Genomic DNA, 25,556 nt, shown 5'->3' on the forward strand with positions numbered 1-25,556 from the left:
CAAGGGATGGTTCTTGTGATGCGCAAGTTTTTCGCGAACATGACGATACGCAGCAGCCTGTTGTGGGTGCTGGCGTTCTTCTCATTCATGTTGGTGATTGGTGCCGCGCTGGGCGTGTTGTCGTTGCGCATCAGCAATGGGACGCTGGCCGAGATCAAGCAATCGCAGGAATTGAACGACGCCGTCAACCGCGTCGTGCTAAGCCACAAGGACACGCTGAACGGCCTGGCCCGTGCCGCGACCCTGAACTATGCGGACATCGTGCGCAGCGTCGGTCAGCCGACCCTGCTGGCGCAAGGTCTGTCCAGCGAGGCCGCCGGCCTGCTGGAACGTGCCAAGGCGTCGCTGAACAAGGGCCAGGCCGAGTTCGATTTCTTCAAGACCCTGCCACGGCCGGCCGAAGCCGCCGAGGCCCTGAAGGAGATCGACGACTCCTATGCGGCGTTGGTGCAGCAGGGTGTCGCACCGTTGGTCGCCGCGCTGGAAAAGGCCGACATGCCGGCTTACCAGACGCAGATCCAGAAGGTGCAGGACGCCCTGGAAGGCCGCTTTGCGCGCGCCGTCGAAGGCTTTGACTTCTGGCGCGCCAGCAAGATGACGGACGCGTTCGAAGTGGCGCAAGTGCGCTACCAGTTTGTGCTGATGGCCGTCAGCGCCGGCGGCATCATCGCGGCGCTGCTGGTGTTCGCCACCTACGTCTTCCTGCGCCGCCGCGTGCTGCAGCCGCTGAAGGAAGCCGGCCACCATTTCGACCGCATTGCCGGCGGCGACCTGACGGCGCGCGTGGAAGTCAGCAACACCAATGAAATCGGCCAACTGTTCGCGGCGCTTAAGCGTATGCAGGAAAGCCTGACCCGCACGGTGGCCTCGGTGCGCCGCGGCGTCGATGAAATCAACGTGGGCTCGCATGAGATCGCAGCGGGCAACACGGACCTGTCCAGCCGCACGGAGCAACAGGCCGCTTCGCTGGAAGAGACCGCCGCCTCGATGGAAGAGCTGGCGTCGACCGTCAAGCAGAACGCGGACAACGCCCGCCAGGCCAACCAGCTGGCCGCCAGCGCGTCTGACGTGGCCGAACGTGGCGGCGCGGCGGTGTCGGAAGTGGTGCACACCATGGAAGGCATCTCGGCCAGCTCGCGCAAGATCTCGGAAATCGTGTCGGTGATCGACGGCATCGCATTCCAGACGAACATCCTGGCGCTGAACGCGGCGGTGGAAGCCGCGCGCGCCGGTGAGCAGGGCAAGGGCTTTGCGGTGGTGGCGGGCGAAGTGCGTTCGCTGGCGCAGCGCAGCGCCCAAGCTGCCAAGGAAATCAAGGGCCTGATCGAAGACTCCGTGACCAAGGTGGGCGCGGGTTCGCAGCAGGTCGAACGCGCCGGCTCCACGATGCAGGAAATCGTGGCCTCGGTGAAGCGCGTGACGGACATCATGGGCGAGATCTCGGCAGCGTCCGAAGAACAATCCAGCGGCATCGACCAGGTGAACCGGGCCGTGTCGCAGATGGACGAAGTGACGCAACAGAACGCGGCGCTGGTGGAAGAGGCGGCTGCCGCGGCGGGCTCGCTGCAGGAACAGGCGCAGCGCCTGGCCGAAGCGGTGGCCGTGTTCAAGATCAATACGGGCGAGGTCATCGAAGTGCCGGCGCATCGGCTGTCATCGGTGCACGCCACCTATGACGACGCCCGCCTGCATGCGCCCGATGCGCCTGCTCTGGGACGCTGAGGATACGCGTGGCAACTTCGGCGAATACGGCCCCGTCCATTTCGGTGGACCGCCAGTTTGATTTCCGTGACGCGGACTTTTCCCGCGTCCGCAAGATGATCCACGCGCGCGCCGGCATTTCGCTGGGCACGCACAAGCGCGAGATGGTCTACAGCCGCCTCGCGCGCCGCCTGCGGGCGTTGGGCGGGCAGGATTTCGGCAGTTATCTGGACAGCCTGGAAAACGAGCCCGACGCCGCGGAGTGGGAAGACTTCATCAACGCGCTCACGACGAACCTGACCGCGTTCTTTCGTGAATCGCATCACTTTCCGATCCTGGCGGACTTCGCGAAGAGGCGCGGGGGACCCGTTTCGGTGTGGTGTTGTGCAGCCTCGACGGGCGAAGAGCCGTACTCGATCGCCATTACGCTGACCGAAGCCCTGGGCCCGCGGGCCGCCGGCTCGACCGTGCTGGCTACCGACATCGACACCAGCGTGCTGAACCGCGCGCGCACGGGCGTCTATCCGAACGAACGCGTCGCGAAGATGGAAAGCGAGCGCCTGCGCCGTTTCTTCCTGAAAGGCCGCGGCGCGAACGAAGGGCATGTGCGGGTGCGGCCCGAGATCGCCGAGATGGTGCGCTACGAGACGCTGAACCTCTTGTCGCCGTCGTGGGGGATCACCGAAAAGTTCGACGTGATCTTCTGCCGCAACATCATGATCTATTTCGACAAGCCGACCCAGGCCAAGATTCTGGAGCGGTTCGTGCCCCTCATGAAGCCGGGCGGCCTGCTGTTTGCCGGCCACTCCGAGAACTTCACGTACATCAGCCGGGATTTCCGTCTGCGCGGGCAGACAGTCTACGAATGCGCAAATAAGGCCTGAACGGGCCAGGGCAGCAAACAAGATGAAGAAAATAAGCGTTTTGTGTGTGGATGACTCCGCGCTTGTGCGCGGCTTGATGACCGAAATCATCAATAGCCAGCCGGATATGGAAGTGGTTGCGACCGCACCCGATCCGCTGGTCGCGCGCGACCTGATCAAGCGTCACAACCCCGACGTGCTGACGCTGGACGTGGAAATGCCCCGCATGGACGGGCTGGATTTCCTGGAAAAGCTGATGCGCCTGCGTCCGATGCCGGTCGTGATGGTGTCGTCGCTGACCGAGCGCGGCGGCGAAATCACGCTGCGCGCGCTGGAACTGGGCGCCATCGACTTCGTGACCAAGCCCAAACTGGGCATTCGCGACGGCCTGCTCGAATACACGGAACTCATTGCCGACAAGATCCGCGCCGCGTCGCGCGCCAAGCTGCGCGCGCCCACGCCCCATGCGGCGGCAGCCGCGCCGGCGCCCATGCTGCGCCGTCCGCTGTCCAGCTCGGAAAAGCTGGTCATCGTGGGCGCGTCCACGGGCGGCACCGAAGCCATCCGCGAAGTCCTGCAGCCGCTGCCGCCGGACAGCCCCGCGATCCTGATCACGCAGCACATGCCGGCCGGCTTCACGCGGTCGTTCGCGCAGCGCCTGGATGCGCTGTGCGCCGTGACCGTGCGCGAGGCCGTGCACGGCGAGCGCGTGCTGCCGGGCCACGTGTACCTGGCGCCGGGCGGCGAGATGCACATGCGGTTGGGCCGCAGTGGCGCCAACTACGTCATCGAGCTGGAAGCCAGCGAACCGGTCAATCGCCACCGTCCGTCCGTGGACGTGCTGTTCAATTCCGCGGCCGTGGCGGCGGGCAAGAACGCCATCGGCGTGATCCTGACGGGCATGGGCAAGGATGGCGCCACCGGCATGCTGGCCATGCACCGGGCGGGCGCACACACGATCGCGCAGGACGAAGCAAGCTGCGTGGTCTTTGGCATGCCTCGCGAGGCCATTGCCATCGGGGCTGCAAGTGAAGTGGTGCCGTTGTCGGCGATGAGCGAACGCATTCTGACTCGCCTGGGCGACCGTGGGCACCGCGTTTAACGCGGACTGACGCCACGATCGGTCTCAAGCAAATTTTTTCTGGAGTGAAAGATGGTAGACAAGGGCCTGAAGATTCTGGTGGTGGATGACTTCCCCACCATGCGGCGGATCATCCGCAACCTGCTCAAGGAGCTGGGTTTCGAAAACGTGGATGAGGCCGAGGACGGCGCTATTGGCCTGGAGAAGCTGCGCAACGGCGGCTTCCAGTTCGTGGTGTCCGACTGGAACATGCCCAACCTGGACGGTCTGGAGATGCTCAAGCAGATCCGCGCCGACGCATCGCTGGCTTCGCTGCCGGTGCTGATGGTGACGGCGGAAGCCAAGAAGGAAAACATCGTTGCCGCAGCCCAGGCCGGCGCCAACGGTTATGTGGTCAAGCCTTTCACCGCGGCAACGCTGGAGGAAAAGCTGAACAAGATCTTCGAGAAAATTGGCGGGTGAGGTGTGCGATGAGCTCAACGGAAACAGTTGACCCGGCAGAGTCGCCCGACCTGATCCATCGCATCGCCTCGCTCACCCGCATGCTGCGCGACAGCATGCGCGAACTGGGCCTGGATCAAGCGATCAAGGACGCCGCCAATGCAATCCCCGATGCGCGCGACCGCCTGCGGTACGTGGCGCAGATGACCGAGCAGGCCGCCAACCGCGTGCTCAACGCCACCGAGCAGGCCGGTCCGATCCAGGACAACATGTCGCGTTCGGCCCAGGCGCTGGATAGCCGCTGGCAGCAATGGTACGACCAGCCGCTGGAGATGCCGGAAGCGCGCGAACTGGTGCAGGACACGCGCGCCTTCCTGGCCGACGTGCCCAAGCAGACGCAGCAGACGCAGTCCAAGCTGATGGAAATCATCATGGCGCAGGATTTCCAGGACCTCACGGGCCAGGTCATCATGCGCATGATGGACGTGGTGGGCGCGATCGAACGCGAACTGCTGCAGGTGCTGCTGGACAACGTGCCGCAAGAGCGCCGCGATGAAGCCAACAGCCTGCTCAACGGTCCGCAGATCAACCCGCAAGGCAAGACCGACGTGGTCACCAGCCAGGACCAGGTCGACGACCTGCTGGCCAGCCTGGGTTTCTAAGCCCGGCCCTCGGGCGATGTTCGCTCCCGGACATCGTCCCGGTGTCAGACACCCGCATGGCCCTGGTGTCTGACACCCGCGCGCGGCTGCGTCCTTGCGGCTGCCTGTCTGCTGCACTTGGCCGTCTTTGCCGCCTCGTCCGCATGACGTATTCCCTAAGAGCGCAAACGCGACCCTCCCGATAGACTCCTGCCAACAATAATCGGGGCCTTGCAGCGCGAGACAAGGCGCGCTTTGCGCGTCAGGCCACGGATGCCCAAAGCAGGCGGTCCGGGCCAGGGAGAGGAGGTTCATCATGGCCAGATCCGTATTCCGCCTGGGCGGCATGTGGGGCTTGTTGCGTCGGCTCAATCGCGGCGACGCGATGCTGTCGGAGCGCGCCCTGTCTTTCAGTCCGGCCGCCTGGCCGCTGTACCGTTTTCTGGCGCAGATCCGCGTGCGGGTCATGACGGTGCGCCAGTCCAGCATCGAGATCGCGCTGAACGCGGCGCGCACGCAGTTCCAGGCGGGGCGCTGTTCGCTGCTGGCGCGCGAGCAGGCCAGGGCCGCCGACGCGCTTGCAGCCAGCGGCGCGCAGATCGCTGACCTGTCGGCATCCACCTCCACGCATGCCCGCGAAATCGCCGCCGTGTCCGGCCAGAACCTGCATGCCGCAGAGCAGGCGCTGGCGGAGCTGACCGAGGTCAAGACGCGCGTCGACCGCATGACGCAAGAGATGGCGGCTTTTACCGAAGTGGTGGGGCAACTGGCCGCCCGCGCGAAATCCGTGGGCGACATCAGCCAGGCAATCAAAGGCATTGCGCTCCAGACGCAACTGCTCGCGTTGAACGCGGGCGTCGAGGCGGCCAGGGCAGGGGACGCGGGCCGAGGCTTTGCGGTGGTGGCCAGCGAGGTCGGCCGTCTGGCCGAACGCGTCAACACAGCCACCGGCGACATCGGCCGCCATACCTCGGAGATGCTGGGCCTGGTCGAATCCACCCAGCGCCAGACCGGCACGCTGCGCGAGGATGTGGACGCGTCGGGCGCGGTGCTGAACCGCACCTGTGACGGATTCGAGCGCTTCGTGCGCGATTTCGACAGCATGAACCGGCAGGTAGGTGAAGTGGTCCAGGCGATCGGCGAGGTTGACGCCACCAATCACGGCATGAGCCAGGAGGTGGGGCGCATCGCGGCGTTGAGCGCGGACGTGCTGGAACGGGTGGGCAGCATGTCGGGCGAGATCGACCGCATCCGCCGCCAGACCGAAAGCGTGCAGGAGGTGCTGGCCGACATGCGCACCGGCGATACCGCGTTCGACAGCCTGTCGGCGTCGCTGGAGGCGTTTGCGGACGCGGCGGCCGGACTGCTGCACGATGCCCGGCGGCGCGGCGTGGACGTGTTCGACCGCCATTACCAGCGCATTCCCGGCAGCGAGCCGCCGCGGTATCACACGGCGTATGACCGGGCCATCGACGAGCCGCTGACGCGCCTGCTCGACAGTGTGCTGGACGCGGTGCCCGGCGCGATCTACACGATCCTGGTGGACAACCGGGGTTACGCACCGGCGCACAACAGCCGATTTTCGCTGGCGCCGACCGGCGATCCGAAGGTCGACATCGTCCGGGTGCGCAACAAGCGGATCTTTGACGATCCCGTGGGCGCCCGGCTGGCTGCCAACACGGGCGCGCAGTTGTTCCAGACGTATTCGCGGGATACCGGCGAGATCGTCAACGACATTTCCCTACCCATTTATCTGGGGCCGGAACACTGGGGCGCCGTGCGCATCGGGCTGGATTACGCGCGTTTCCAGGCGATCGTGGACGGACAGGGCGCCGGGGGACGGGCGGCGCCGGTGGCGGGTTGACGGGGTGGCGTCACGCGGGCGTTCATGTTGCGGCTTGATGGGGCGGCTTGATGTGGCAAGTTGTAGCGGCGGGCTGAAGGCGCACGCAAAGGGGGGCTGCCCGGCTGCCGGCGGCGCATCCGGGAATAGCGCCGCTTTCCCCCCGTTTCTTGGCATATCGCCAACCCCCGGCGCCTCCTAGAATCTCGGCGGGCGGCTTGCATTCCACGTCAGCGAGCCGCAACGATCCCGTAGAGCATGTCCGAAGAAAGCGACCTCGAGAAAACCGAAGCCGCCTCTCCCAGGCGCCTGGAAAAGGCGCGCGAGGAGGGGCAGATTGCGCGTTCCCGGGAACTGGGCACGTTCATGATGCTGGCCGTCGGTGTCGCCGCGATCTGGGCGGGCGGCGGGTCGCTTTACAGGGGTCTGAGCGGGGTGCTGCGCAACGGGCTGGCCTTCGATCAGCGCGTCGCGTTGGATCCCGGCGTCATGGTCGAGCAGGCGGTAAGCGGTTTCGGCCATGCGCTGCTGGTGCTGCTGCCGATCTTCGGCCTGCTGGCGGTGGTTGCAGTGCTGTCGAGCGTGGTGCTGGGCGGCCTGGTGATTTCGACCAAGCCGCTGACGCCCAATTTTTCGAAGCTCAGCCCGCTGGCCGGCTTGAAGCGCATGTTTTCGTCGCAGACGGTGGTGGAGCTGATCAAGGCGCTGGCCAAGGCGCTGCTGGTCGGCGGCGTAGCGGTCTGGGTCATCTGGCGCTATCACGACGACATGATGGGGCTGATGCACGTGGCGCCGTCGGCCGCGCTGACCAAGGCGCTGACCCTGGTGGCAATGTGCTGCGCCTTCATCGTGGCGTCGCTGCTCATCATCGTCATGCTGGACGTGCCCTGGCAGATCTGGAGCCATCTGAAGAAGCTGCGGATGTCCAAGGAAGATGTGCGCCAGGAGCACAAGGAAAGCGAAGGCGATCCGCATGTGAAGGCGCGCATCCGGCAGCAGCAGCGTCAGGCGGCCCGCCGGCGCATGATGTCCGAGGTGCCGAAGGCCGACGTCGTGGTCACCAACCCGACGCACTATGCGGTGGCGCTGAAGTACGACGAATCGAAGGGCGGCGCGCCGCGCGTGCTGGCCAAGGGCACGGGCCTGATCGCCGCGAAGATCCGCGAGCTGGCCACCGAAAACAAGATTCCCACATTGGAAGCGCCGCCTTTGGCGCGCGCATTGCATCAACACGTCGAGCTGGGACAAGAAATCCCGGCCGAGCTGTATACCGCGGTGGCGGAAGTGCTGGCATGGGTATTCCAGCTACGATCCTGGCGCTCGGGTTGGGGGCTTGAACCCCCGGCCCCCACGAAGTTGAACGTGCCAGCCGAACTGGACCCGCAGGCAAAAACCGCAGCACAAGGAGTTTAAGGAATGAGCGCTCTGCTCACCATGTTGAAGAATAACGGCGGCACGCACGCGCGGCTGCTGGCGGGTCCCATCCTGATCGTGATGGTGCTGGGCATGATGGTGCTGCCCCTGCCCACGTTCCTGCTGGACTTGCTGTTCACCTTCAACATCGCGTTGTCCGTGATGATCCTGCTGGTGGCCATGTTCACGCGCAAGCCGCTGGACTTTGCCGCGTTCCCGGCCGTCCTGCTGTTCGCGACGCTGCTGCGCCTGTCGCTGAACGTCGCGTCCACCCGGGTCGTGCTGCTGCACGGTCACACGGGCCCGGACGCCGCGGGCAAGGTGATCGAGGCCTTCGGGCACTTCCTGGTGGGCGGCAACTTCGCGGTCGGGATCATCGTCTTCATCATCCTGACCATCATCAACTTCATCGTCATCACCAAGGGTGCGGGCCGTATCGCGGAAGTGGGCGCGCGCTTCACCCTGGACGCCATGCCCGGCAAGCAGATGGCGATCGACGCGGACCTGAACGCCGGCCTGATCGGCGAAGACGAGGCGCGCAAGCGCCGGTCGGAAGTCTCGCAGGAATCGGACTTCTTCGGCTCGATGGACGGCGCCTCCAAGTTCGTGCGCGGCGACGCCATCGCCGGCCTCTTGATCATGGCGATCAACATCATCGGCGGCCTGGTCGTCGGTGTGGCGCAGCACGACATGTCCATGGGCGAAGCCGGCCGCGTCTACACGCTGCTGACCATCGGTGACGGCCTTGTTGCCCAGATCCCCGCGCTGGTGATCTCCACCGCCGCCGGCGTGGTCGTGTCGCGCGTGTCGACCGACCAGGACATCGGCCAGCAGATCATCAGCCAGCTGTTCTCCAATCCGAGCGTGCTGTTCCTGACCGCCGGCATCATCGGCATCATGGGCCTCATCCCCAACATGCCCCACATCGCGTTCCTGACGCTGGCCGCCGCGCTGGGCTGGGGCGGCTGGGCGCTGCTCAAACGCAAGAAAGCCGCTGCCGTGGCCGCCGAGGAGATACCGCCGCAGGCGATCACCCAGGCGCAGGCCGCGGCTGCCGAGGCAAGCTGGGAAGACGTGTCGATGGTGGACCAGCTGGGGCTGGAAGTGGGCTACCGCCTGATTCCGCTGGTGGACCACGCGCAGAACGGCGAGCTGCTTCACCGCATCCGCAGCCTGCGCAAGAAGTTTGCGCAGGACGTGGGCTTTTTGCCGCCGGTCGTGCACATCCGCGACAACCTGGAACTCAAGCCCAACGATTACCGCATCCTGCTGTCCGGCGTGGAAGTGGGCACGGGGGTCGCGATGCCGGGTCAGTGGCTGGCCATCGACCCGGGCGGCGTGACCATGCAGATCAAGGGCACGCCGACGACCGATCCGGCGTTCGGCCTGCCGGCGCTGTGGATCGACAGCTCGCTGCGCGATCAGGCGCAGGTGGCCGGTTACACGGTGGTGGATGCGGGCACGGTGGTGGCCACGCACCTGAATCACCTGATGCATCGCCACGGCTCGAACCTGTTGGGCCGCCAGGAAGTGCAGCAGCTGCTGGATCGCATCGGCCGCGACGCGCCGAAGCTGGTCGAGGACCTGGTGCCCAAGACGCTGTCGCTCACCGCGCTGCAGAAGGTGCTGCAGGGTCTGCTGTCGGAAGAAGTGCCGATCCGCGACATGCGCACCATCATCGATACGCTGTCCGAGCATGGCCCGCGTCTGGCGGCCATGGCCGCCGGGTCGGGCGGCCAGCCGGATATCAACGAGCTGATCGCACTGACGCGCCGCGCGCTTGGCCGCGCCATCACGCAGCAATGGTTCCCCGGCGAGGGCGAGCTGCGCGTGATTGGCCTGGACGTGAAGCTGGAACGCGTGCTGTCGCAGGCCATGACGACCAGCGGCGGCCTGGAGCCGGGGCTGGCCGACACGCTGCTGCGCGAGGCGCAGGCGGCGGTCGAACGGCAGGAATCGCAGGGCAATGCGCCGGTGCTGCTGGTGTCGCCGGTGCTGCGCGCGCCGCTGTCGCGCTTCCTGCGGCATCATCTGCCGCAGCTTGGCGTGTTGTCGAACACGGAAATTCCCGATGAGCGCATCGTCCGCGTGACGGCGCTGATCGGCGGGAGCAATGGGCAATGAAGATCAGCCGCTTTTACGGGGCAAACACCCGTGACGTGATGCGTCAGGTGCGCGAGGCCTTGGGGCCTGACGCGCTGATCGTGTCGAACCGCAGCGTCGAGGGCGGGATCGAGGTCCTGGCCACCGTTGATGGCGCCTTTGACGACGCGCCGCAGCAGCAGACGCCGCCGCGCGAAGCGCCGGCCTATGCGCCGCCGGCGCAGGAACGTCAGCCCGCGGCGCCGTCGTTCGGCGCACCGGCCGGGATGGCGCGACCGCAGGTTGCGCCGGTTGCCATGCCGCCCGCGCCGCCAGCCGGGTACGCGCCGCCGGCGCGATCCATTGCCGCTTACCAGTCCGCGTATGCGGCGTCGGCGCAGCCGGAGATTGAACCGTCGCCGGCAGAATTCGTACCCGCTGCACCGCAGCCGGTTTCGGTTGCACCGACGGCTGTCGCACCTCAGCCGGTCGCACCTCAGCCGGCCGCACCTCAGCCGGCCGCACCTCAGCCGGTCGCACCTCAGCCGGCCGCACCGGTACGCGTCGAGCTGCCGCCGCTTGCGCCGGCAGTCCGCATGACACCGCCGGCTCCCGCCATGCCCGAGCGCATGGCCACCGCCGCGCCCGCAGCCGCCATGGCCGCTGCGCCCGCCACCGCCTATCACGCGCCCCAAGACTACGCCGCGCCGCCCGCACCCGTGCAGGCGCCCGTCATGGCGCCGGCAGCGCCGCCGCAACCGGCCATGCTGCATGCCGCGCCGCCCATGGGCCGCATGCCCGATGCCCCGGTGCGTCCGCCGCAGGGTTTGCCGCCCGCGAATCTGCCGGCCGATACGGCCGCCGGTCTGCAGGACGCCATCAGCGCCTTGCGCGGCGCGCTGGAAACCCGCATGGACGGGCTGCTGTGGGGCGGCCGCCAAGGTCCGGGGCGCGAGCCCGCGGGCGCCGCGCTGTTCCGCAGCCTGCTGGACGCCGGCTTCAGCACCAAGCTGGTCCGCACGCTGGTCGAGCGCCTGCCGCAAGGTCTCTCCACCGAGGCTGCGCAGAGCTGGGCACGCAATGAACTGGTGACCCACCTGCCGGTGGTGCGTTCCGAAGACGAATTCCTGGCCGGCGGCGTGTATGCGCTGGTCGGCCCCACGGGCGTGGGCAAGACCACGACGCTGGCCAAGCTGGCCGCCCGCTGCGTGGCCCGCGAAGGCCGGGAGCAGGTCGCCATGCTGACGACCGACCTGTTCCGGATCGGCGCGCTGGAACAATTGCAGATCTACGGCCGCCTGATGGGCGTGCCGGCGCACTCAGTGCGCGATGCCGGCGAGCTGCGCCGCATTCTGGCCGAACTGGGCAACCGCAAGATCGTGCTGATCGACACCACCGGCATCAGCCAGCGCGACCGCCTGGTGGCCGAGCAGGCGTCGATGCTGTGCAACGCCGGCAAGCCCGTTCGCCGGCTGTTGGTGCTCAACGCCGCCAGCCAGGGCGACACGCTCGACGAGGTGGCGCACGCCTATCGCAATGGCGTGGGCGAGGATGTGGCCGGCTGCATCATCACCAAGCTGGACGAAGCCACCCGCCTGGGCGCTGCGCTCGACACCGCCATCCGCCACCGCCTGCCGATCCATTACATGTCCGTCGGCCAGAAGGTGCCCGAGCACATGGAACTGGCCCGCGCGGACGTGCTGATCGACCGCGCGTTCTCGATGGTCGAGCGCGCCCGCGCGCTGTACACCCCGAGCGAGGCCGACCTGGCGTCGCTGGTGTCGTCGTCGCGCGAACCGGACGCCGTGGACCCGGCGCGCCGCCGCCAGTTGCTGGCCTCGGCCATCCTGCCGCAGCAGGGCGGTGCGGCGTCGATCGCAGCAGCACAGAACCTGGACGACACCATTTCGTGGCTGGACAGCGACCCGGCGTGCCTGCAATCGCGCACCGCCTGGCGCGAGTACGTCGGCGACGGCGCGGGCGCCAGCCTGGCCGCGCTGGGCGATGAGCCACTGGCGATGGTGCGCCGCGAATTTTCCGCTGCGTGCAGCCGCAACCTGCTCGTGATGCACGGCAAGACCGCCATGAAGGGCGAGGCCTTGCCCGGCGGCGCGCTGATGGGCGCGCTGTTGATGAGCGACCGCGGCGCCGCACTGGCCGCGCCCGCGCAGCAGCTCGCGCTGCCGCACGGCATGTTGAGCTCGTTTGCGCCCGCCGCGCCGGCCCAGCCGGACCCGGCGGCGGCCTTGCAGGCTCGCGTGCAGTGGCTGGGCGAGCGCCTGTCGTCCTTGCCGCTGGTCCACATGCTGGAGGCCGGCACCATTGCGCTATGGCAGCAGTTCAGCGAGCAGGGCGTGTCCTGGGTAGCGCGTTGCGCAGGTGGCACGCGCGTGATCCAGGACGAATGCCCGACCAATCTGAACGCCGTGGGCAAGAGCGTGGGTTACCTGCCCGTCGGCCAGCCCGGCGACATGCCGGGCCTGCGCCCGGCGCCGGGCGCCAAGACCGCGCCGCTGGCGCTGTGGGCGTCCGGCACCGAAGTCGTGCTGCCGGGCAAGGGGCAGGGCGCCAGCGTCCGCCTCATCTGCGCGCGGCTGATCGACACAGTCTCCGGCGAGGTCGCGGGCCAGTTGTTCGGCGCGACGAACCTGCCGGCGTCGCAGGCGGACGCCGCGACGATCGCGCGCTGGCTCGTCCTGCAGGAGGAGGCCAAGGCGGCGTTCCGTTACATGGCCAATGCCTGGCAGGCGCTGCCCGCCGTCGATGGCGCCCATACGCTGGCGCGACAGTCGCTGATGGCCGGGCAGCTTGGCGCGGCATGCTGGCAGCTGGCGCATTCGCCGGCGGCAGACGTGGTGCGTGGTCCGTTGTCGGGCATCGTGGGCACCGAGCGCAAGCTGTCGGGCAGGATGCTGCCGGTGGCGCTGCTAAAGATGTTCGCGCTGCTGGAGATGACGGGCGGGGCGTAAGGCCGCGAACCCGTCTCGCGGAAACAAAAAACGGCGTGCCATGCACGCCGTTTTTTTATGCCGCAGGAGATCGGAAAAGCGTCAGCCCGCGACGATCGGCCGGCGGCCCGGGGCGCTGCGGGCGCCGCGGCCTTGCGCGTCGTACGTCGAGGCGCTGCCGACGCCGACATTGCGCAGGGCGTCCAGCGATTGCTGGGTGTAGCGCAGATGCACGTCGATCAGGGCGCCATTGCGCATGTTGATTTCGCTGGCGGAAGCCGACTTGGTCAGCAGGGCCTGCCACACGCCGGACAACTGCGGATACTGCGCGGCGGCCTGTTCGGTGCCGACGTGGCCCGCGGGCAGGCCGATTTCGTTGAGCAGGTTGTCGCGCGTCTGGCTCAGATCGACCAGTTGCTGCGCGATGCCGCGCTTGCGCTCGGTGATCTGGTTCAGCGTCTCGACGCTGCCCTGGCTGACCAGGACCTCGGTTTCTTCCTCGAGGATCGAGGAGAACTCGGAGATCAGGGTGTCTTCCTGCTTCATGCAGGACTGCAGGGAATCGACGAGGCTCATGACAGACGGCTCAATAGAGGGAAGGGACGGGCTATTTCAGCAGGTCTCGGGCGCTGGCGATCAGGCTGTCGGCGATGCGGCCGGTGTCGATCTTGAGCTGCCCGGAGGCGATCGCGGCGCGAATGGCGGCGACACGCTCGACGTTGATGTCGTTCGAGCCGTCCTGCATGGCCAGCATCTTGCGCGACGCCGAGCTCAGCGCGACTTGCGAGCTGCTCGATCCGGTGGCGCTGCCGGCGCCATACGCTTGACTGACCGCGGACTCGGCGCGGGCACCGACGGCGTCGGCCGCGAGGGGCCGGTTGGTGGTCGAATTGATTTTCAAGGTTTTCTCCGCAGGGCGTCCTGGGTCGGTTTGCGACGGATCCGCCTACTTATGTCTCTGTAACGACAAGGGCCGGAGGAACTTTAGGGTATATGCGAGCCAGGTGCAACGCGATTTGTAACAGGTCTATAGCTGAATTTCCACCAGCGTGGCGTTCCGGACGACGCCGCTGACCACCTGGCCGCCCGCGGTGCGCACCTGGACGACGGCGCCGGGGGCCGCGTTGCCCATGGCTTCGCCTTCGCTGCTGACCATGAAACCGTTGCCGCGCGCGTTGATCCGCACGTTCGTGCCGCGCTGCACCGACTGGGCGTTGCGCAGCGACGAGCTGCGGATCGGCTGGCCGGCGTTGATGCGGAAGGCGGCGGTCATGCCGGCGACCGCCTGCGGGTCGGTGATGGCGTTGGGGGGCAGGGTGACCAGATCGCCCTCGCGGGCGTCCAGATCCGCCGGGGTCAGGGCCTGGCCGGCTGCGATCAGGCGCGAGGCCACGTAATAGTGGCCGGCCACGCTGACGGAGGCCTGCACGTAGGCGGTCCAGCCTTTGGCCGAGTTGCAGCGCACGCCGACAGTCATGCGCGACCGCAGCTTCATGCCGGACGGCAGGAAGGGGGTCAGGTCGTCGCACGGCGTCAGGCGGTCGGTGCGCGGCGGGTCGATGGCGATGGACGCCTCGCCGGGCAGGGAGGCCAGTTGTTCCTGCAGATAGGTCTGCGCCGCAATGATGATCGCTTCCGGGGCCTGGGTGGCCGCGGCCTGTGCCTGGACGGCGCTTGCCGAGGCCAGGAGCAGGGCGGCGATGCCGGCGCGCGCGAGAAGGAGTCTTGCGGAGATTTTCATGATGGATGAATTGTAGAAGTGGGCGGCTTTCGGCAATACGTGAATTGGATGAGAAATGACGGGTTGTTTGGCTGATTGTGTTACAGGTCCGGCCCCTATCATGCCGTCATCCAATGGGATAACGGTGCGTCCGGCGTCCCTCGCTTTATCTGATCTGCAACAAATTCAAGGCGCCACGATGCTCGACAGGCTCAACGAAGATTTCCGGTTCTACCAGCAGGCTTTGGCACTGCGCGCGCAGCGCCAGGAAGTGCTTTCCTCGAACATCGCCAACGCCGACACGCCCAACTACAAGGCGCGCGACATTGACTTCAAGGCCGCGATGCAAAGCGCCATGGAAGGCACGATGCGCCTGCCCGACACGTCGCTCAAGCTGACGTCGGCCCGCCACATTCCGGCCAAGGCCGTGTCGCAGGGCCCGACGGATCTGCTGTACCGCCTGCCGTACCAGCCCAGCATGGACGGCAACACGGTGGATATGGACATCGAGCGCGTGCAGTTCGCCGACAACACCCTGCATTACCAGAGCACGATGCAGCTGATCTCCAACCGTATCCGCGGGCTGCAGACCGCCATCCAGGATTGATCTTTAAAGGGAGCAACAGGCAATGTCCTTGTTGAGCATTTTCGATATCGCCGGTTCGGCGTTGAGCGCGCAGTCGCAGCGCATGAACGTGGCGGCCAGCAACATGGCCAACGCCGACAGTGTGGTCGGCCCGGATGGCCAGCCTTACCGCGCCCGCCAGGTCGTGTTCCAGGTCAACCCGGCCGCGGGCCAGGCGCTGGGCCAGGAGATCGGCGGCGTTCGCGTGGCCGGCGTGGTCCAGGACCAGTCGCCCCTGAAGATGGTCTATGACCCCAAACACCCCCTGGCTGACGCGCAGGGCTACATCAGCATGCCCAACGTCGATCCGGTGGCCGAAACGGTCAACATGATCGCGGCATCGCGGTCCTACCAGGCCAACGTCGAGGTCCTCAACACCGCCAAGGCGTTGATGCAGAAGACGCTGACCATCGGTCAATCCTAATTTCCAGCCAGAGTCTATCCATGACCACCGTCGACCAAACCACGAGCACCACGGCCATGGGCCTGGCGCAAACCGGCGCCAACAGCGCGAGCACCGCGCAGGGCCTGCAGGACCAGTTCCTGAAGCTGCTGGTCACGCAGCTCAAGAACCAGGATCCGCTGAACCCGATGCAGAACGCGGAGCTGACGTCGCAACTGGCGCAGATCTCCACGGTGGAAGGCATCACCAACCTGAAGAACACCATGCTGGCCATCAGCGGCCAGATCGACGTGTCCCAGTCGATGAACGCCGTGTCGATGATCGGCAAGGGCGTCCTGATCCCGGGCACGAAGGTCAAGGTCGGTGTCGACAGCGCCAACCCCGCGGACCGCGTGGTCACGCCCTACGGTTTGGATCTGCAGGGCGACGCCGCCAAGGTCCAGGTCCGCATCTCGGATTCGAACGGTGCAGTTGTCCGCACCATCGAGCTGGGCGAGCAGAAGAACGGCGTGTACACGCTGGAATGGGATGGCAAGAACGACGCTGGCGTGGCGCTGGAACCGGGCGCGTACAACGTGTCCGTGCTGGCGACCGACGCCGAGGGCGCGAAGGTGAACTCGGAAGTATTGAGCTACGGCAACGTGAAGAGCGTGGCGTACTCCACCAACGGCCTGCGTCTGGATCTGGGCCTGGACGGCCAGACCAGCATGCTGGACGTGCGCAAGGTGATCGGCGCCTGAACGGGCGGATATGAATTGGTGCCGGCGCACGGGCGGCGGCTTTTCCACTAAAGATTAGCGAGAGTAAACATGGGCTTCGGACAAGGATTGAGCGGCTTGAACGCCGCTGCGCAGAACCTGGACGTCATCGGCAACAACATCGCCAACTCGGGCACCGTCGGCTTCAAGTCGGCCACCGCATCGTTCGCTGACGTCTACGCCAGCTCGCGCGTGGGCCTGGGCGTCAAGGTCTCGGCCATCAACCAGCGCTTCACGGTCGGTTCCGTGACGGGCGGCGGCGGCGAATACGACATCGCCATCGACGGCGCCAAGGGCATGTTCCGCGTGACCGACCAGAGCGGCTCGGTCATGTACACGCGCAACGGCGAGTTCCTCGTCGACAAGAACAACTTCATCGTGAACGCGCAGGGCTATCGCCTGACCGGTTACCCGGCTGGCGCCATCGGTGCGAATCCGGTCGAACTGCAACTGCCGACCGCCAACGTCGCGCCGCAGGCGACGACCAGCGCCACCACCGTGGCCAACCTGGATGCCAACGCCAAGGTCATCTATCAGGTCGACACCGTGACGTCGCCGGCCGTTCCCGGCTCGGTCACCCTGGGCGGTACGGCCTACACGTTCACCAAGGCCGCCGGCGGCGCGCTGACGTGGGCTCCGGGCAACCCGCCGGCCAACACGTACGGCACGGCGCCCAACACCGTCACGATCGACGGCACGGGCCAGGTCACTGCCGGCGAGCTGGAAGACATTCCCGGCTTCGTGGACTACACCGCTGCCGTCACCGAAATCGGCAAGCCGTTCGATCCCAAGATCTCCAGCACCTACACGAACGCCTCGCCCATGACGGTGTTCGACTCCCTGGGCAACTCGCACCAGGTGATGCAGTACTTCGTCAAGCGTGAGGCGACGGCAGGCACCAGCGTGTACGACGTGTACTACACGATGGACGGCCAGGCCATGGCGCCCACCACCGAAGCCGGCGGCACCTGGGGTAACCCCACGCAGTTCACGTTCAACAACGCCGGCACGCTGACCAGCGCGCCGATCGTGAACCTGACCTTCGCCCAGCCCGGCGGCACGACCACCCCGGCCGATCCGCTGAACGTCGCCATCAACTACACCGGCACGACCCAGTACGGCAGCAACTACAAGCTGGTTGCCAAGCCCGACGGCTACACGTCCGGCGAATTCAGCGGCATCAACATCAGCAGCGACGGCAGCCTGGTCGCCAGCTATACCAACGGCGAAACCCAGATCGTGGGCACGCTGGTGCTGGCCGACTTCTCGAACCTGCAGGGCCTGCAGCCCGTGGGCAACAACGCCTGGAAGGAAACGGCGGCTTCCGGCCAGCCGATCCTGGGCCAGCCCGGCACCAACAGCATGTCGACGGTGGTGGGTCAGGCGACCGAAGCGTCCAACGTGGACATGAGCAAGGAATTGGTCAACATGATCATTGCCCAGCGCACCTACCAGGCCAATTCGCAGACCATCAAGACCCAGGACGAAATCATGCAAGTCCTGATGAACCTGAAGTAATGCCCGCAGGGCAAGCGACGACACCGACGGAATAGGCAATGGACAGAATCATCTACACCGCCATGAATGGCGCAGCGCGGATCACGGAGCATCAGGCCGCGCTCTCCAACAATATGGCCAACGTGAACACGGCGGGCTTTCGCGAGCAGATCGCGCTGTACCGCTCGGTTCCCGTGACGGACGGGGTGAGCCTGCCTACGCGTGTTTCGACGGTGGCGTCAACGCCCGGCAACAGCTTCGAGATGGGCACCATGCAGACCACGGGCCGCGGCCTGGACGTGGCGCTGGCCAGCGAGAACGGCTGGATCGCGGTGCAGACGCCGCAAGGCGAGGCCTATACCCGCGCGGGCAGCCTGCAGGTCGGCATCAACGGCCTGCTGCAGACGTCGCTGGGCCAGCCGGTCCTGTCGGACCAGGGCGGTCCCATCGACGTGCCCGACCAGGCCGCGCTGACCATCACGTCGGACGGCACGATCACGGCGCTGGGCGCCGGCGACGCGCCGAACAACATCCTGAACCTGGGCCGCCTGAAGCTGGTCAACCCGGACAACAAGCAGTTGGTGCACGGCGACGACGGCGTCTTCCGCATGGCGCCGGTCAACGGCCAGCCCGCACCGCCGGTGCCCGCCGACCCCGCCCTTCGCCTGTTGTCGGGCGTGCTGGAAGGCAGCAACACCAATCCCATGGCGTCGATGGTGGGCATGATCGAAAACGCCCGCCGCTTCGAGCAGCAGATGCAGGTGATTCAGCAGTCGGACCGCAACGCGGAACGCGCCAACGGCATTCTGTCCGTGAGCGCCTGATTTAAATAACATTTAGTTCGCGGCCAGGCCGCGGCACCGGAGTCTTTCATCATGATGCGTTCGCTGTGGATCGCCAAGACGGGCCTGGAAGGTCAGCAGACCTCCATGGACGTGATTTCCAACAACTTGGCCAACGTCTCCACCAACGGGTTCAAGCGCGGCCGTGCCGTGTTCCAGGACCTGATGTACCAGACGCTGCGCCAGCCCGGCGCCCAGGTGGGCGATGCCACGCAACTGCCGTCCGGCCTGCAGCTGGGCACCGGCGCGCGCGTGGCCGCCACCGAGCGCATCCACTCGGACGGCAACCTGAACAACACCGGCAGCGAAATGGACGTGGCGATCAACGGCCGCGGCTTCCTGCCGGTTGAACTGCCCGACGGCACGCAGGCCTATACGCGTGACGGCGCGCTGCAGCGCGACCAGAACGGCCAGCTCGTCACCGTCAGCGGCTACGTCATCCAGCCGCCGATCAACGTGCCGGACAACGCGCTGTCCATCACCATCGGCACCGACGGCATGGTCTCGGTGACGCAGCCCGGCGCCGCCGGCATCAACGTGCAGATCGGCCAGCTGCAGATCGCCACGTTCATCAACCCGACCGGCCTGCAAAGCATCGGCGAAAACCTGTACCTGGAAACCGACTCGTCGGGTCCGGCGAACCTGCTGCAGCCCGGTGTGGACGGCGCGGGTTCGATCATGCAGAAGTACGTCGAAACCTCCAACGTCAACGTCGCTGAGGAGCTGGTCAACATGATCACGACGCAGCGCGCCTACGAAATGAACAGCAAGGCCGTCAAGACGTCGGACGAAATGCTGGCCCGCCTGACCCAACTGTGATGCTCATGTCTGTCCTGCGCCTGGTACTTGCGTCTGCGCTGGCTCTGCTGGCGGCTGGTTGCGCCATGATCCCGCCCGAACCCATCGTGACCGGGCCGACGACGGCGGCGCCGCCGCCGCCGCCGATGCCCATGGCGCAGCCCACGGGCTCCATCTACCAGCCCACGACTTACGGCAATTACCCGCTGTTCGAAGACCGCCGGCCCCGCAATGTCGGCGACATCGTCACGATCGTGCTGAACGAGCGCACCAATGCGTCCAAGAACGTGGCGACGAATACCAATCGCAGCGGCTCGACCACGTTGGGCATCGCCGCGGCGCCGTCCTTCATGGACAGCTGGGCGAACGCCAACCTGAACACCGAAGCCAATGGCGGGAATGTGTCGCAGGGCAAGGGCGACAGCAGCGCCAACAATGCCTTCACCGGCACCATCACGACCACGGTGGTGGGCGTGATGTCCAACGGCAACCTGCAGGTCGCCGGGGAAAAGCAGATCGCCATCAACCGCGGCAGCGAGTACGTGCGCTTTGCCGGCGTGGTCGATCCGCGCTCCATCACGGGCACGAACACCGTCTCGTCCACGCAAGTGGCCGACGCGCGCATCGAATACCGCAGCAAGGGCGTCATGGACGAAGTCCAGACCATGGGCTGGCTGCAACGCTTCTTCCTGATCGCTTCGCCGTTCTAAATCATGAAACAACAGACTCCGATATCCACCTTGCTGTCCCTGATGGCGCGGGTGTGCGTGGCCGTCGGGCTGGCCGCGGGCGCCGGTGCGGCGCACGCCGAACGGCTCAAGGATCTAGCCAGCATCCAGGGCGTCCGGGGCAACCAGCTCATCGGCTACGGCCTGGTCGTGGGCCTGGACGGCAGCGGCGACCAGGTGCGCCAGACGCCATTCACGCAGCAGAGCCTGACCAATATGCTGTCGCAGCTGGGCATCACGGTGCCCGCCGGCAGCAACATGCAATTGAAGAACGTGGCCGCCGTCATGGTCACGACGACCTTGCCGGCATTCGCGCGGCCCGGCCAGACGCTGGACGTGGTGGTCTCGTCCATGGGTAACGCCAAGAGCCTGCGCGGCGGCACGCTGCTGATGACGCCGCTCAAGGGCGCGGACAGCCAGGTCTACGCCATTGCCCAGGGCAACATCCTGGTCGGCGGCGCCGGCGCGTCCGCGGGCGGTTCCAGCGTGCAGATCAACCAGTTGAACGGCGGCCGCATCAGCGCGGGCGCCATCGTCGAGCGCGGCGTGCCGACCACGTTTGCCCGCGACGGCTACGTGCATGTCGAACTGAACAATACCGACTTCGGCACCGCGCAGAACGTGGCGACGGCCCTGAACCGCCAGTTCGGACAGGGCACGGCCACGGCGCTGGACGGCCGCGTCATCCAGGTGCGCACGCCCATGGAACAGGGCTCGCAGGCCCGCTTCCTGTCGCAGATGGAAGACCTGCAGGTCACGCGCGCGCCGACGGTCGCCAAGGTCATCATCAACGCCCGCACCGGCTCGGTCGTCATGAACCGCACGGTCATGATCGAAGAGGCCGCCGTGGCGCACGGCAATCTGTCGGTCATCATCAACCGCCAGAACGAGGTCGTCCAGCCGGACACGCCGTTCACGCAGGGCCAGACGGTGGTGGTGCCCAATACCCAGATCGAAGTGCGGCAGGACAACGGCTCGCTGCAGCGCGTGAGCACCAGCGCCAACCTGGCCGACGTGGTCAAGGGCCTGAACGCCCTGGGCGCCACGCCGCAGGACCTGCTGGCCATCCTGCAGGCGATGAAGACCGCGGGCGCCTTGCGCGCCGAACTTGAGATCATCTGACGGCCATGGCTTACACCAACGACGCGGCACGCGGCAGCGCCCGGCAGGATTCGGTCTTCGACATGGGCCGCCTGTCGGACCTGAAGCGTGACGTCAAGAAGGATCCCGCCGGCACCGAGCAGCAGAAGCAGGTCGCCAAGCAGTTCGAAGCGCTGTTCCTGCAGATGATGGTCAAGCGCATGCGCGAGGCCACGCCCAAGGAAGGGCTGTTCGATTCCCAGCAGACGCAGATGCTGCAGTCCATGGCGGACGAGCAACTGGCCCTGCACCTGGCCTCGCCCGGCATCGGCCTGTCGCAGGCGATCCTGGCGCAGATGCAGCAGGGCAAACCCGGCGAGATCCCGGACGAAGCGATCAAACGCATCGGGCAGGGCGGCGATCTGGACTTCCAGACCGGCGGCTCGCGTGAGGTGTCGGCGCTGCTGAACGTCATGCGCAACAACCGGCCGGCCGACCGCGCGCTGGCTGCGGCGGAAGGCGCGCCCGAGCACGTGGTCGACTTCGTGTCCAAGATGTCGCGCGCCGCCAACCTGGCGTCGCAGCAAAGCGGCGTGCCGGCCCGTCTCATCATGGGCCAGGCGGCGCTGGAATCCGGCTGGGGCAAGCGCGAAATCAAGCATGAGGACGGCAGCACCAGCTTCAACCTGTTCGGCATCAAGGCAGGTTCGAGCTGGAAGGGCAAGGTCGTCAACGTGCTGACCACCGAATACGAAGACGGCGTCGCCCGCAAGGTGACGCAGCCGTTCCGGGCCTACGCGTCGTACGAGGAATCGTTCGCCGACTACGCCCGCCTGATCGGCAACAGCCCGCGGTACGAGAGCGTGACGACGGCCCGCAACGAGATCGAGGCGGCCCGCCGGATCCAGGACGCGGGCTACGCGACCGACCCGCGCTATGCCCAGAAGCTCATCGGCATCATGGGGCAGCTGCGGGGCGCGGCATCCAACGTGGAAAATTCACGGCGGATGTTGGAAGGACTCTAAATTTGGGTGATCTCCTGCCGTAAACGGGGTATCCAGAGATAACAGCTGCGGTTACATACGGGGCATTGTCAGCATGAATTTGTACAAAACGGCACTGGGCGGGTTGAACGCGGCGCAAGCCGGCCTGGCAACCACCGGCCACAACATCAACAATGCCACCACGGTCGGCTACAACCGCCAACGCGTCATGACCTCGACGGCGGGCGCGCAAGCGACCTCCAACGGTTACATCGGCCGTGGCGTCCAGGTCGACACCGTCGTGCGCAGCTACGACAGCTTCCTGTACAAGCAGCTCGTCGGCGCAAACGGCAGCGGCGCCCAGCTCCAGGCGCAGCTCGACCAGGTTTCGCAGATCAACAACCTGTTCTCCGACCGTACGGTTGGCATCGCCCCGGGCCTGACCAACTTCTTCACCAGCATGAACACGGTGGCCAGCAAGCCGGCGGACCCCGCCGCGCGCGCCGACCTGCTCGGCCAGGCGAACAGCCTGACGACGCAGATCCGCTCGGCCTACTCGGAAATGCAGAAGCAGCGTGAAGGCCTGAACACGCAGATCAGCACCACGGTCGACCAGGTCAACAGCTACCTGACCCGCATCGACGATCTGAACCAGCAGATTTCCCTGGCGGCCGGCAAGGCTGGCGGCAGCCCTCCCAACGACCTGCTCGACCAGCGCGACCAGGCCGTCATGGAACTGAACCAGCTCATCGGCATCACGACCTACGAGCAGGGCGACAAGATCAGCATCTCGCTCACGAAGGGCGGCCAGTCGCTGCTGTCGGGCAACACGCTTTACCCGCTGCAGGCCGTTCCGTCGGCCTCGGACGCGGGCCGCACGGTCATTGCCTATACGCTGCCCGCGGGCACCGGCAAGACCATCGCGGTCGAGATGCAAGACAGCGAAGTCACCGGCGGCAAGCTGGGCGGCCTGCTGCAGTTCCGCGCCTCGTCGCTGGACGTCATGCAGAACCAGCTGGGCCAGATGGCCGTCGGTCTGGCGCTGTCGTTCAACGAGCAGCACAAAGAGGGTCTGGACCAGGGCGGCAATCCGGGCACGGACTTCTTCAGTATCGGTTCGCCGCAAGGTGTGCCCAATTCGGCAAACAAGAGCAACGCGCAGATCTCGGGTGAATTCACCGACCTGGCAAACGTCAATGCCAAGGACTACGAGATCTCGTTCGACGGCACCAACTACCAGGTCGTGCGCATGCCGGAAGGCTCGCAGGTCTACAACGGTCCGGCTACCGGCACCCCGCCCACCGCAACGCTGAACCTCGAAAGCGAGATGGGCGTGACGCTGACCATCAATGCGCCGCCCCAGGCCGGCGACAAGTGGTCGCTGTCGCCCACGCGTAACGCGGCCCGCGACATCAACGTTCTGATCACCGATCCGGACAAGGTTGCCGCGGCGGATCTGGAGGGCGGCGATGCCAACGGCAAGAACGCGCTGAAGCTGGCGCAGCTGCAGACCAGCAAGGTGCTGGGCCACGGCACGATGAGCATCAACGACATGTTCGCGCAGGTCGTGAACACGGTCGGCGTGCAGACGCAGCAGATCAAGACGGCCGCCACGGCGCAGGTCAACCTGATCAAGCAGACGACCGCTGCCCAGCAGGCGGTGTCGGGCGTGAACCTGAACGAAGAATACGTAAGCCTGTCGCTGTACCAGGAGCAATACCAGGCCAGCGCCCGCATCATCGATGTGGCGAGCACCATTTTTGACACGCTGTTGGGCCTGCGCGGCTGATCAGAACGTTGATTGTGAATACTAGAAAGCATTACGGAGCTGCACCATGCGTCTGAGCACCACGATGATGTACACGAACGGACTGAGCGGCGTTCTCGCTCAGGAATCCGACATGAATCGCCTGGTCGAACAGGTTGGCAGCGGCCGCAAGTTCCTGACCCCCGCGGACGATCCGCTGGCGGCCTCCCTGTCGATCGGCGTCGCGCAGACGCAGAGCATGAACACGACGTATGGCCTGAACCGCAACACGGCAAAGACCAACCTCGGCCAGGAAGCCAACGTTCTGGATTCGATCACCACCGCGCTGCAGGACGTGCGCACGCGCGTCGTCCAGGCCGGCAACGGCACGTTCGCCGACAGCGATCGCCAGGCCCTGTCGACTGCATTGAAGAGCGCTCGTGATGCGCTGCTGGGTCTTGCCAACAGCACCGACGGCAACGGCCAGTATCTGTTCTCCGGTTACGAAGGCAGCGTGGTGCCTTACGCGCAGGACGCCACGGGCAAGGTCGTCTTCAGCGGCGCCACCGGTGAGCGCACCGTGCAGGTCGACCAATCGCGCCAGCTGTCGACCAGCGATCTGGGCAGCGACGTTTTCAATCGCGCCAACCCGGGTTCGACTGCCTATGTCAGCACGGCAAATGACAACAACACGGGCACCGCGCAGTTCGGCACCGTCTCGGTCACGCCGGGCAGCGCCAACATCGGCAAGAGCTTCAGCCTGCAGTTCGAGGCGGACCCCGCCACGGGCAACATGGGTTATCGCGTCATCACGACCGACCCCAACGCCAATCCGCCCGTGCCGCCGGTGACCACGCCCGCGCCGCCGGCCGGTCCCACCGAATACAAGGAAGGCGCCAGCATCGACTTCGGCGGCGTCGCTGTGGTGGTCAAGGGCTCGCCGCAGAACGGCGACGTGATCGACGTCGAAAGCATCCAGTCGGCCGATGTGGATCTGTTCAACACGCTGGATAGCCTCATCAAGGTTCTGGATTCGCCCATCGCGGGCGACGAGAAGGCGCTGGCCCGTTTGAACAACGAACTGGCGACGGCGAACAAGAAGCTCGCGTCCAACTACGACAACATCCTGACGGTAGGCGCGTCGGTGGGCGCGCGTCTGAACGAGCTGGAGGCGCTGGACGCCACCGGCACGCAAAAGGGCCTGTCGTATTCGAAGTCGCTGTCGGATCTGGAAGACCTGGACTACTACGCCGGCGCCAGCCAGCTCGCGCTGCGCCAGGTGGCATTGCAGGCGGCCTCGGCCGCGTTCATGACCATCCAGGGTTCCAGCCTGTTCAGCCGCAAGTGATGCGGTAGTTATCT

Annotated in this window: 23 protein-coding genes; 20 read left to right on the forward strand and 3 right to left on the reverse strand. The window is 66.2% G+C overall.

The window, feature by feature from the left end; all coding sequences use genetic code 11:
• Positions 1-18: 18 nt before the first annotated feature.
• The 9 genes from MHZ91_RS10635 to flhF all read left to right on the forward strand — a co-directional run bounded on the left by MHZ91_RS10635 (position 19) and on the right by flhF (position 13,034).
• Positions 19-1,722: a methyl-accepting chemotaxis protein gene (locus MHZ91_RS10635; RefSeq protein WP_239213563.1), complete on the forward strand. Its 1,704-nt coding sequence runs from the start codon at positions 19-21 to the stop codon at positions 1,720-1,722.
• 8 nt (positions 1,723-1,730) lie between these two features.
• Complete coding sequence (locus MHZ91_RS10640; RefSeq protein ID WP_239213564.1) at positions 1,731-2,585, forward strand: CheR family methyltransferase; 855 nt, start codon at positions 1,731-1,733, stop codon at positions 2,583-2,585.
• Positions 2,586-2,607: 22 nt separating this feature from the next.
• On the forward strand, positions 2,608-3,666 hold the full coding sequence (locus MHZ91_RS10645; protein ID WP_175126221.1) for a chemotaxis response regulator protein-glutamate methylesterase: 1,059 nt from the start codon (positions 2,608-2,610) through the stop codon (positions 3,664-3,666).
• A gap of 51 nt (positions 3,667-3,717) precedes the next feature.
• The gene (gene cheY / locus MHZ91_RS10650; RefSeq protein WP_056316584.1) at positions 3,718-4,107 is read left to right on the forward strand and encodes a chemotaxis response regulator CheY; all 390 of its coding nucleotides are present in this window, start codon (positions 3,718-3,720) and stop codon (positions 4,105-4,107) included.
• Between the two features lie 8 nt (positions 4,108-4,115).
• On the forward strand, positions 4,116-4,748 hold the full coding sequence (gene cheZ / locus MHZ91_RS10655) for a protein phosphatase CheZ (protein WP_056570181.1): 633 nt from the start codon (positions 4,116-4,118) through the stop codon (positions 4,746-4,748).
• A gap of 295 nt (positions 4,749-5,043) precedes the next feature.
• The gene (locus MHZ91_RS10660; protein WP_239213566.1) at positions 5,044-6,591 is read left to right on the forward strand and encodes a methyl-accepting chemotaxis protein; all 1,548 of its coding nucleotides are present in this window, start codon (positions 5,044-5,046) and stop codon (positions 6,589-6,591) included.
• Positions 6,592-6,828: 237 nt separating this feature from the next.
• Positions 6,829-7,983, forward strand: coding sequence for a flagellar biosynthesis protein FlhB (gene flhB / locus MHZ91_RS10665; protein WP_239213568.1), 1,155 nt, complete (start codon positions 6,829-6,831; stop codon positions 7,981-7,983).
• Between the two features lie 3 nt (positions 7,984-7,986).
• Entirely contained in the window at positions 7,987-10,107 is a 2,121-nt protein-coding gene (gene flhA / locus MHZ91_RS10670; RefSeq protein WP_175126219.1) for a flagellar biosynthesis protein FlhA, read from the forward strand.
• Positions 10,104-13,034, forward strand: a complete 2,931-nt coding sequence (gene flhF, locus MHZ91_RS10675; RefSeq protein ID WP_239213570.1) for a flagellar biosynthesis protein FlhF — start codon at positions 10,104-10,106, stop codon at positions 13,032-13,034. The genes flhA and flhF overlap by 4 nt, the downstream gene beginning before the upstream one ends.
• Before the next feature lie 81 nt (positions 13,035-13,115).
• Here flhF and MHZ91_RS10680 read toward each other — a convergent pair whose 3' ends face one another.
• The 3 genes from MHZ91_RS10680 to flgA all read right to left on the reverse strand — a co-directional run bounded on the left by MHZ91_RS10680 (position 13,116) and on the right by flgA (position 14,754).
• Positions 13,116-13,589, reverse strand: a complete 474-nt coding sequence (locus MHZ91_RS10680) for a flagella synthesis protein FlgN (RefSeq protein ID WP_175139611.1) — start codon at positions 13,587-13,589, stop codon at positions 13,116-13,118.
• A gap of 31 nt (positions 13,590-13,620) precedes the next feature.
• On the reverse strand, positions 13,621-13,914 hold the full coding sequence (flgM, locus tag MHZ91_RS10685; protein WP_056570190.1) for a flagellar biosynthesis anti-sigma factor FlgM: 294 nt from the start codon (positions 13,912-13,914) through the stop codon (positions 13,621-13,623).
• A 126-nt stretch (positions 13,915-14,040) separates the two neighbouring features.
• The gene (gene flgA / locus MHZ91_RS10690) at positions 14,041-14,754 is read right to left on the reverse strand and encodes a flagellar basal body P-ring formation chaperone FlgA (protein WP_175186090.1); all 714 of its coding nucleotides are present in this window, start codon (positions 14,752-14,754) and stop codon (positions 14,041-14,043) included.
• Between the two features lie 178 nt (positions 14,755-14,932).
• On the opposite strand from flgA, the gene flgB reads away from it, so the two are divergent.
• The 11 genes from flgB (at position 14,933) to flgL (ending at position 25,542) form a co-directional block, all read left to right on the forward strand.
• Positions 14,933-15,340, forward strand: coding sequence for a flagellar basal body rod protein FlgB (gene flgB / locus MHZ91_RS10695; protein WP_175126215.1), 408 nt, complete (start codon positions 14,933-14,935; stop codon positions 15,338-15,340).
• 22 nt (positions 15,341-15,362) lie between these two features.
• Entirely contained in the window at positions 15,363-15,782 is a 420-nt protein-coding gene (gene flgC, locus MHZ91_RS10700; protein WP_105238489.1) for a flagellar basal body rod protein FlgC, read from the forward strand.
• Between the two features lie 20 nt (positions 15,783-15,802).
• Entirely contained in the window at positions 15,803-16,501 is a 699-nt protein-coding gene (locus MHZ91_RS10705) for a flagellar hook capping FlgD N-terminal domain-containing protein (RefSeq protein ID WP_175126214.1), read from the forward strand.
• A 69-nt stretch (positions 16,502-16,570) separates the two neighbouring features.
• The gene (locus MHZ91_RS10710) at positions 16,571-18,037 is read left to right on the forward strand and encodes a flagellar hook-basal body complex protein (protein WP_239213571.1); all 1,467 of its coding nucleotides are present in this window, start codon (positions 16,571-16,573) and stop codon (positions 18,035-18,037) included.
• A 38-nt stretch (positions 18,038-18,075) separates the two neighbouring features.
• Positions 18,076-18,840 (forward strand): flagellar basal body rod protein FlgF, encoded by a 765-nt coding sequence (locus tag MHZ91_RS10715; protein WP_175126212.1) that lies wholly within the window; start codon positions 18,076-18,078, stop codon positions 18,838-18,840.
• A gap of 51 nt (positions 18,841-18,891) precedes the next feature.
• Complete coding sequence (gene flgG / locus MHZ91_RS10720) at positions 18,892-19,677, forward strand: flagellar basal-body rod protein FlgG (RefSeq protein ID WP_105238493.1); 786 nt, start codon at positions 18,892-18,894, stop codon at positions 19,675-19,677.
• Positions 19,677-20,366, forward strand: a complete 690-nt coding sequence (locus MHZ91_RS10725) for a flagellar basal body L-ring protein FlgH (RefSeq protein WP_175126211.1) — start codon at positions 19,677-19,679, stop codon at positions 20,364-20,366. Before flgG ends, MHZ91_RS10725 begins: the two co-directional genes overlap by 1 nt.
• Positions 20,367-20,369: 3 nt before the next feature.
• On the forward strand, positions 20,370-21,506 hold the full coding sequence (locus MHZ91_RS10730) for a flagellar basal body P-ring protein FlgI (RefSeq protein ID WP_279975072.1): 1,137 nt from the start codon (positions 20,370-20,372) through the stop codon (positions 21,504-21,506).
• A gap of 5 nt (positions 21,507-21,511) precedes the next feature.
• Positions 21,512-22,489, forward strand: a complete 978-nt coding sequence (gene flgJ / locus MHZ91_RS10735) for a flagellar assembly peptidoglycan hydrolase FlgJ (RefSeq protein WP_191578098.1) — start codon at positions 21,512-21,514, stop codon at positions 22,487-22,489.
• A 73-nt stretch (positions 22,490-22,562) separates the two neighbouring features.
• Positions 22,563-24,236, forward strand: coding sequence for a flagellar hook-associated protein FlgK (gene flgK, locus MHZ91_RS10740; protein WP_175126209.1), 1,674 nt, complete (start codon positions 22,563-22,565; stop codon positions 24,234-24,236).
• Between the two features lie 46 nt (positions 24,237-24,282).
• The gene (flgL, locus tag MHZ91_RS10745; protein WP_239213572.1) at positions 24,283-25,542 is read left to right on the forward strand and encodes a flagellar hook-associated protein FlgL; all 1,260 of its coding nucleotides are present in this window, start codon (positions 24,283-24,285) and stop codon (positions 25,540-25,542) included.
• Positions 25,543-25,556 lie beyond the last annotated feature (14 nt).

Source organism: Achromobacter sp. ACRQX (assembly GCF_022346505.1).
Taxonomy (GTDB): Bacteria; Pseudomonadota; Gammaproteobacteria; order Burkholderiales; family Burkholderiaceae_B; genus Achromobacter; species Achromobacter animicus.

Bases quoted from the DNA above. Each gene is read 5' to 3' on its own strand.
- MHZ91_RS10635 (WP_239213563.1), top strand. From the start codon at position 19: ATGCGCAAGTTTTTCGCGAACATGACGATACGCAGCAGCCTGTTGTGG.
- MHZ91_RS10645 (WP_175126221.1), top strand. From the start codon at position 2,608: ATGAAGAAAATAAGCGTTTTGTGTGTGGATGACTCCGCGCTTGTGCGC.
- cheY (WP_056316584.1), top strand. From the start codon at position 3,718: ATGGTAGACAAGGGCCTGAAGATTCTGGTGGTGGATGACTTCCCCACC.
- cheZ (WP_056570181.1), top strand. From the start codon at position 4,116: ATGAGCTCAACGGAAACAGTTGACCCGGCAGAGTCGCCCGACCTGATC.
- MHZ91_RS10660 (WP_239213566.1), top strand. From the start codon at position 5,044: ATGGCCAGATCCGTATTCCGCCTGGGCGGCATGTGGGGCTTGTTGCGT.
- flhB (WP_239213568.1), top strand. From the start codon at position 6,829: ATGTCCGAAGAAAGCGACCTCGAGAAAACCGAAGCCGCCTCTCCCAGG.
- flhA (WP_175126219.1), top strand. From the start codon at position 7,987: ATGAGCGCTCTGCTCACCATGTTGAAGAATAACGGCGGCACGCACGCG.
- flhF (WP_239213570.1), top strand. From the start codon at position 10,104: ATGAAGATCAGCCGCTTTTACGGGGCAAACACCCGTGACGTGATGCGT.
- MHZ91_RS10680 (WP_175139611.1), bottom strand. From the start codon at position 13,589: ATGAGCCTCGTCGATTCCCTGCAGTCCTGCATGAAGCAGGAAGACACC.
- flgA (WP_175186090.1), bottom strand. From the start codon at position 14,754: ATGAAAATCTCCGCAAGACTCCTTCTCGCGCGCGCCGGCATCGCCGCC.
- flgB (WP_175126215.1), top strand. From the start codon at position 14,933: ATGCTCGACAGGCTCAACGAAGATTTCCGGTTCTACCAGCAGGCTTTG.
- flgC (WP_105238489.1), top strand. From the start codon at position 15,363: ATGTCCTTGTTGAGCATTTTCGATATCGCCGGTTCGGCGTTGAGCGCG.
- MHZ91_RS10705 (WP_175126214.1), top strand. From the start codon at position 15,803: ATGACCACCGTCGACCAAACCACGAGCACCACGGCCATGGGCCTGGCG.
- MHZ91_RS10710 (WP_239213571.1), top strand. From the start codon at position 16,571: ATGGGCTTCGGACAAGGATTGAGCGGCTTGAACGCCGCTGCGCAGAAC.
- MHZ91_RS10715 (WP_175126212.1), top strand. From the start codon at position 18,076: ATGGACAGAATCATCTACACCGCCATGAATGGCGCAGCGCGGATCACG.
- flgG (WP_105238493.1), top strand. From the start codon at position 18,892: ATGATGCGTTCGCTGTGGATCGCCAAGACGGGCCTGGAAGGTCAGCAG.
- MHZ91_RS10725 (WP_175126211.1), top strand. From the start codon at position 19,677: ATGCTCATGTCTGTCCTGCGCCTGGTACTTGCGTCTGCGCTGGCTCTG.
- MHZ91_RS10730 (WP_279975072.1), top strand. From the start codon at position 20,370: ATGAAACAACAGACTCCGATATCCACCTTGCTGTCCCTGATGGCGCGG.
- flgJ (WP_191578098.1), top strand. From the start codon at position 21,512: ATGGCTTACACCAACGACGCGGCACGCGGCAGCGCCCGGCAGGATTCG.
- flgK (WP_175126209.1), top strand. From the start codon at position 22,563: ATGAATTTGTACAAAACGGCACTGGGCGGGTTGAACGCGGCGCAAGCC.
- flgL (WP_239213572.1), top strand. From the start codon at position 24,283: ATGCGTCTGAGCACCACGATGATGTACACGAACGGACTGAGCGGCGTT.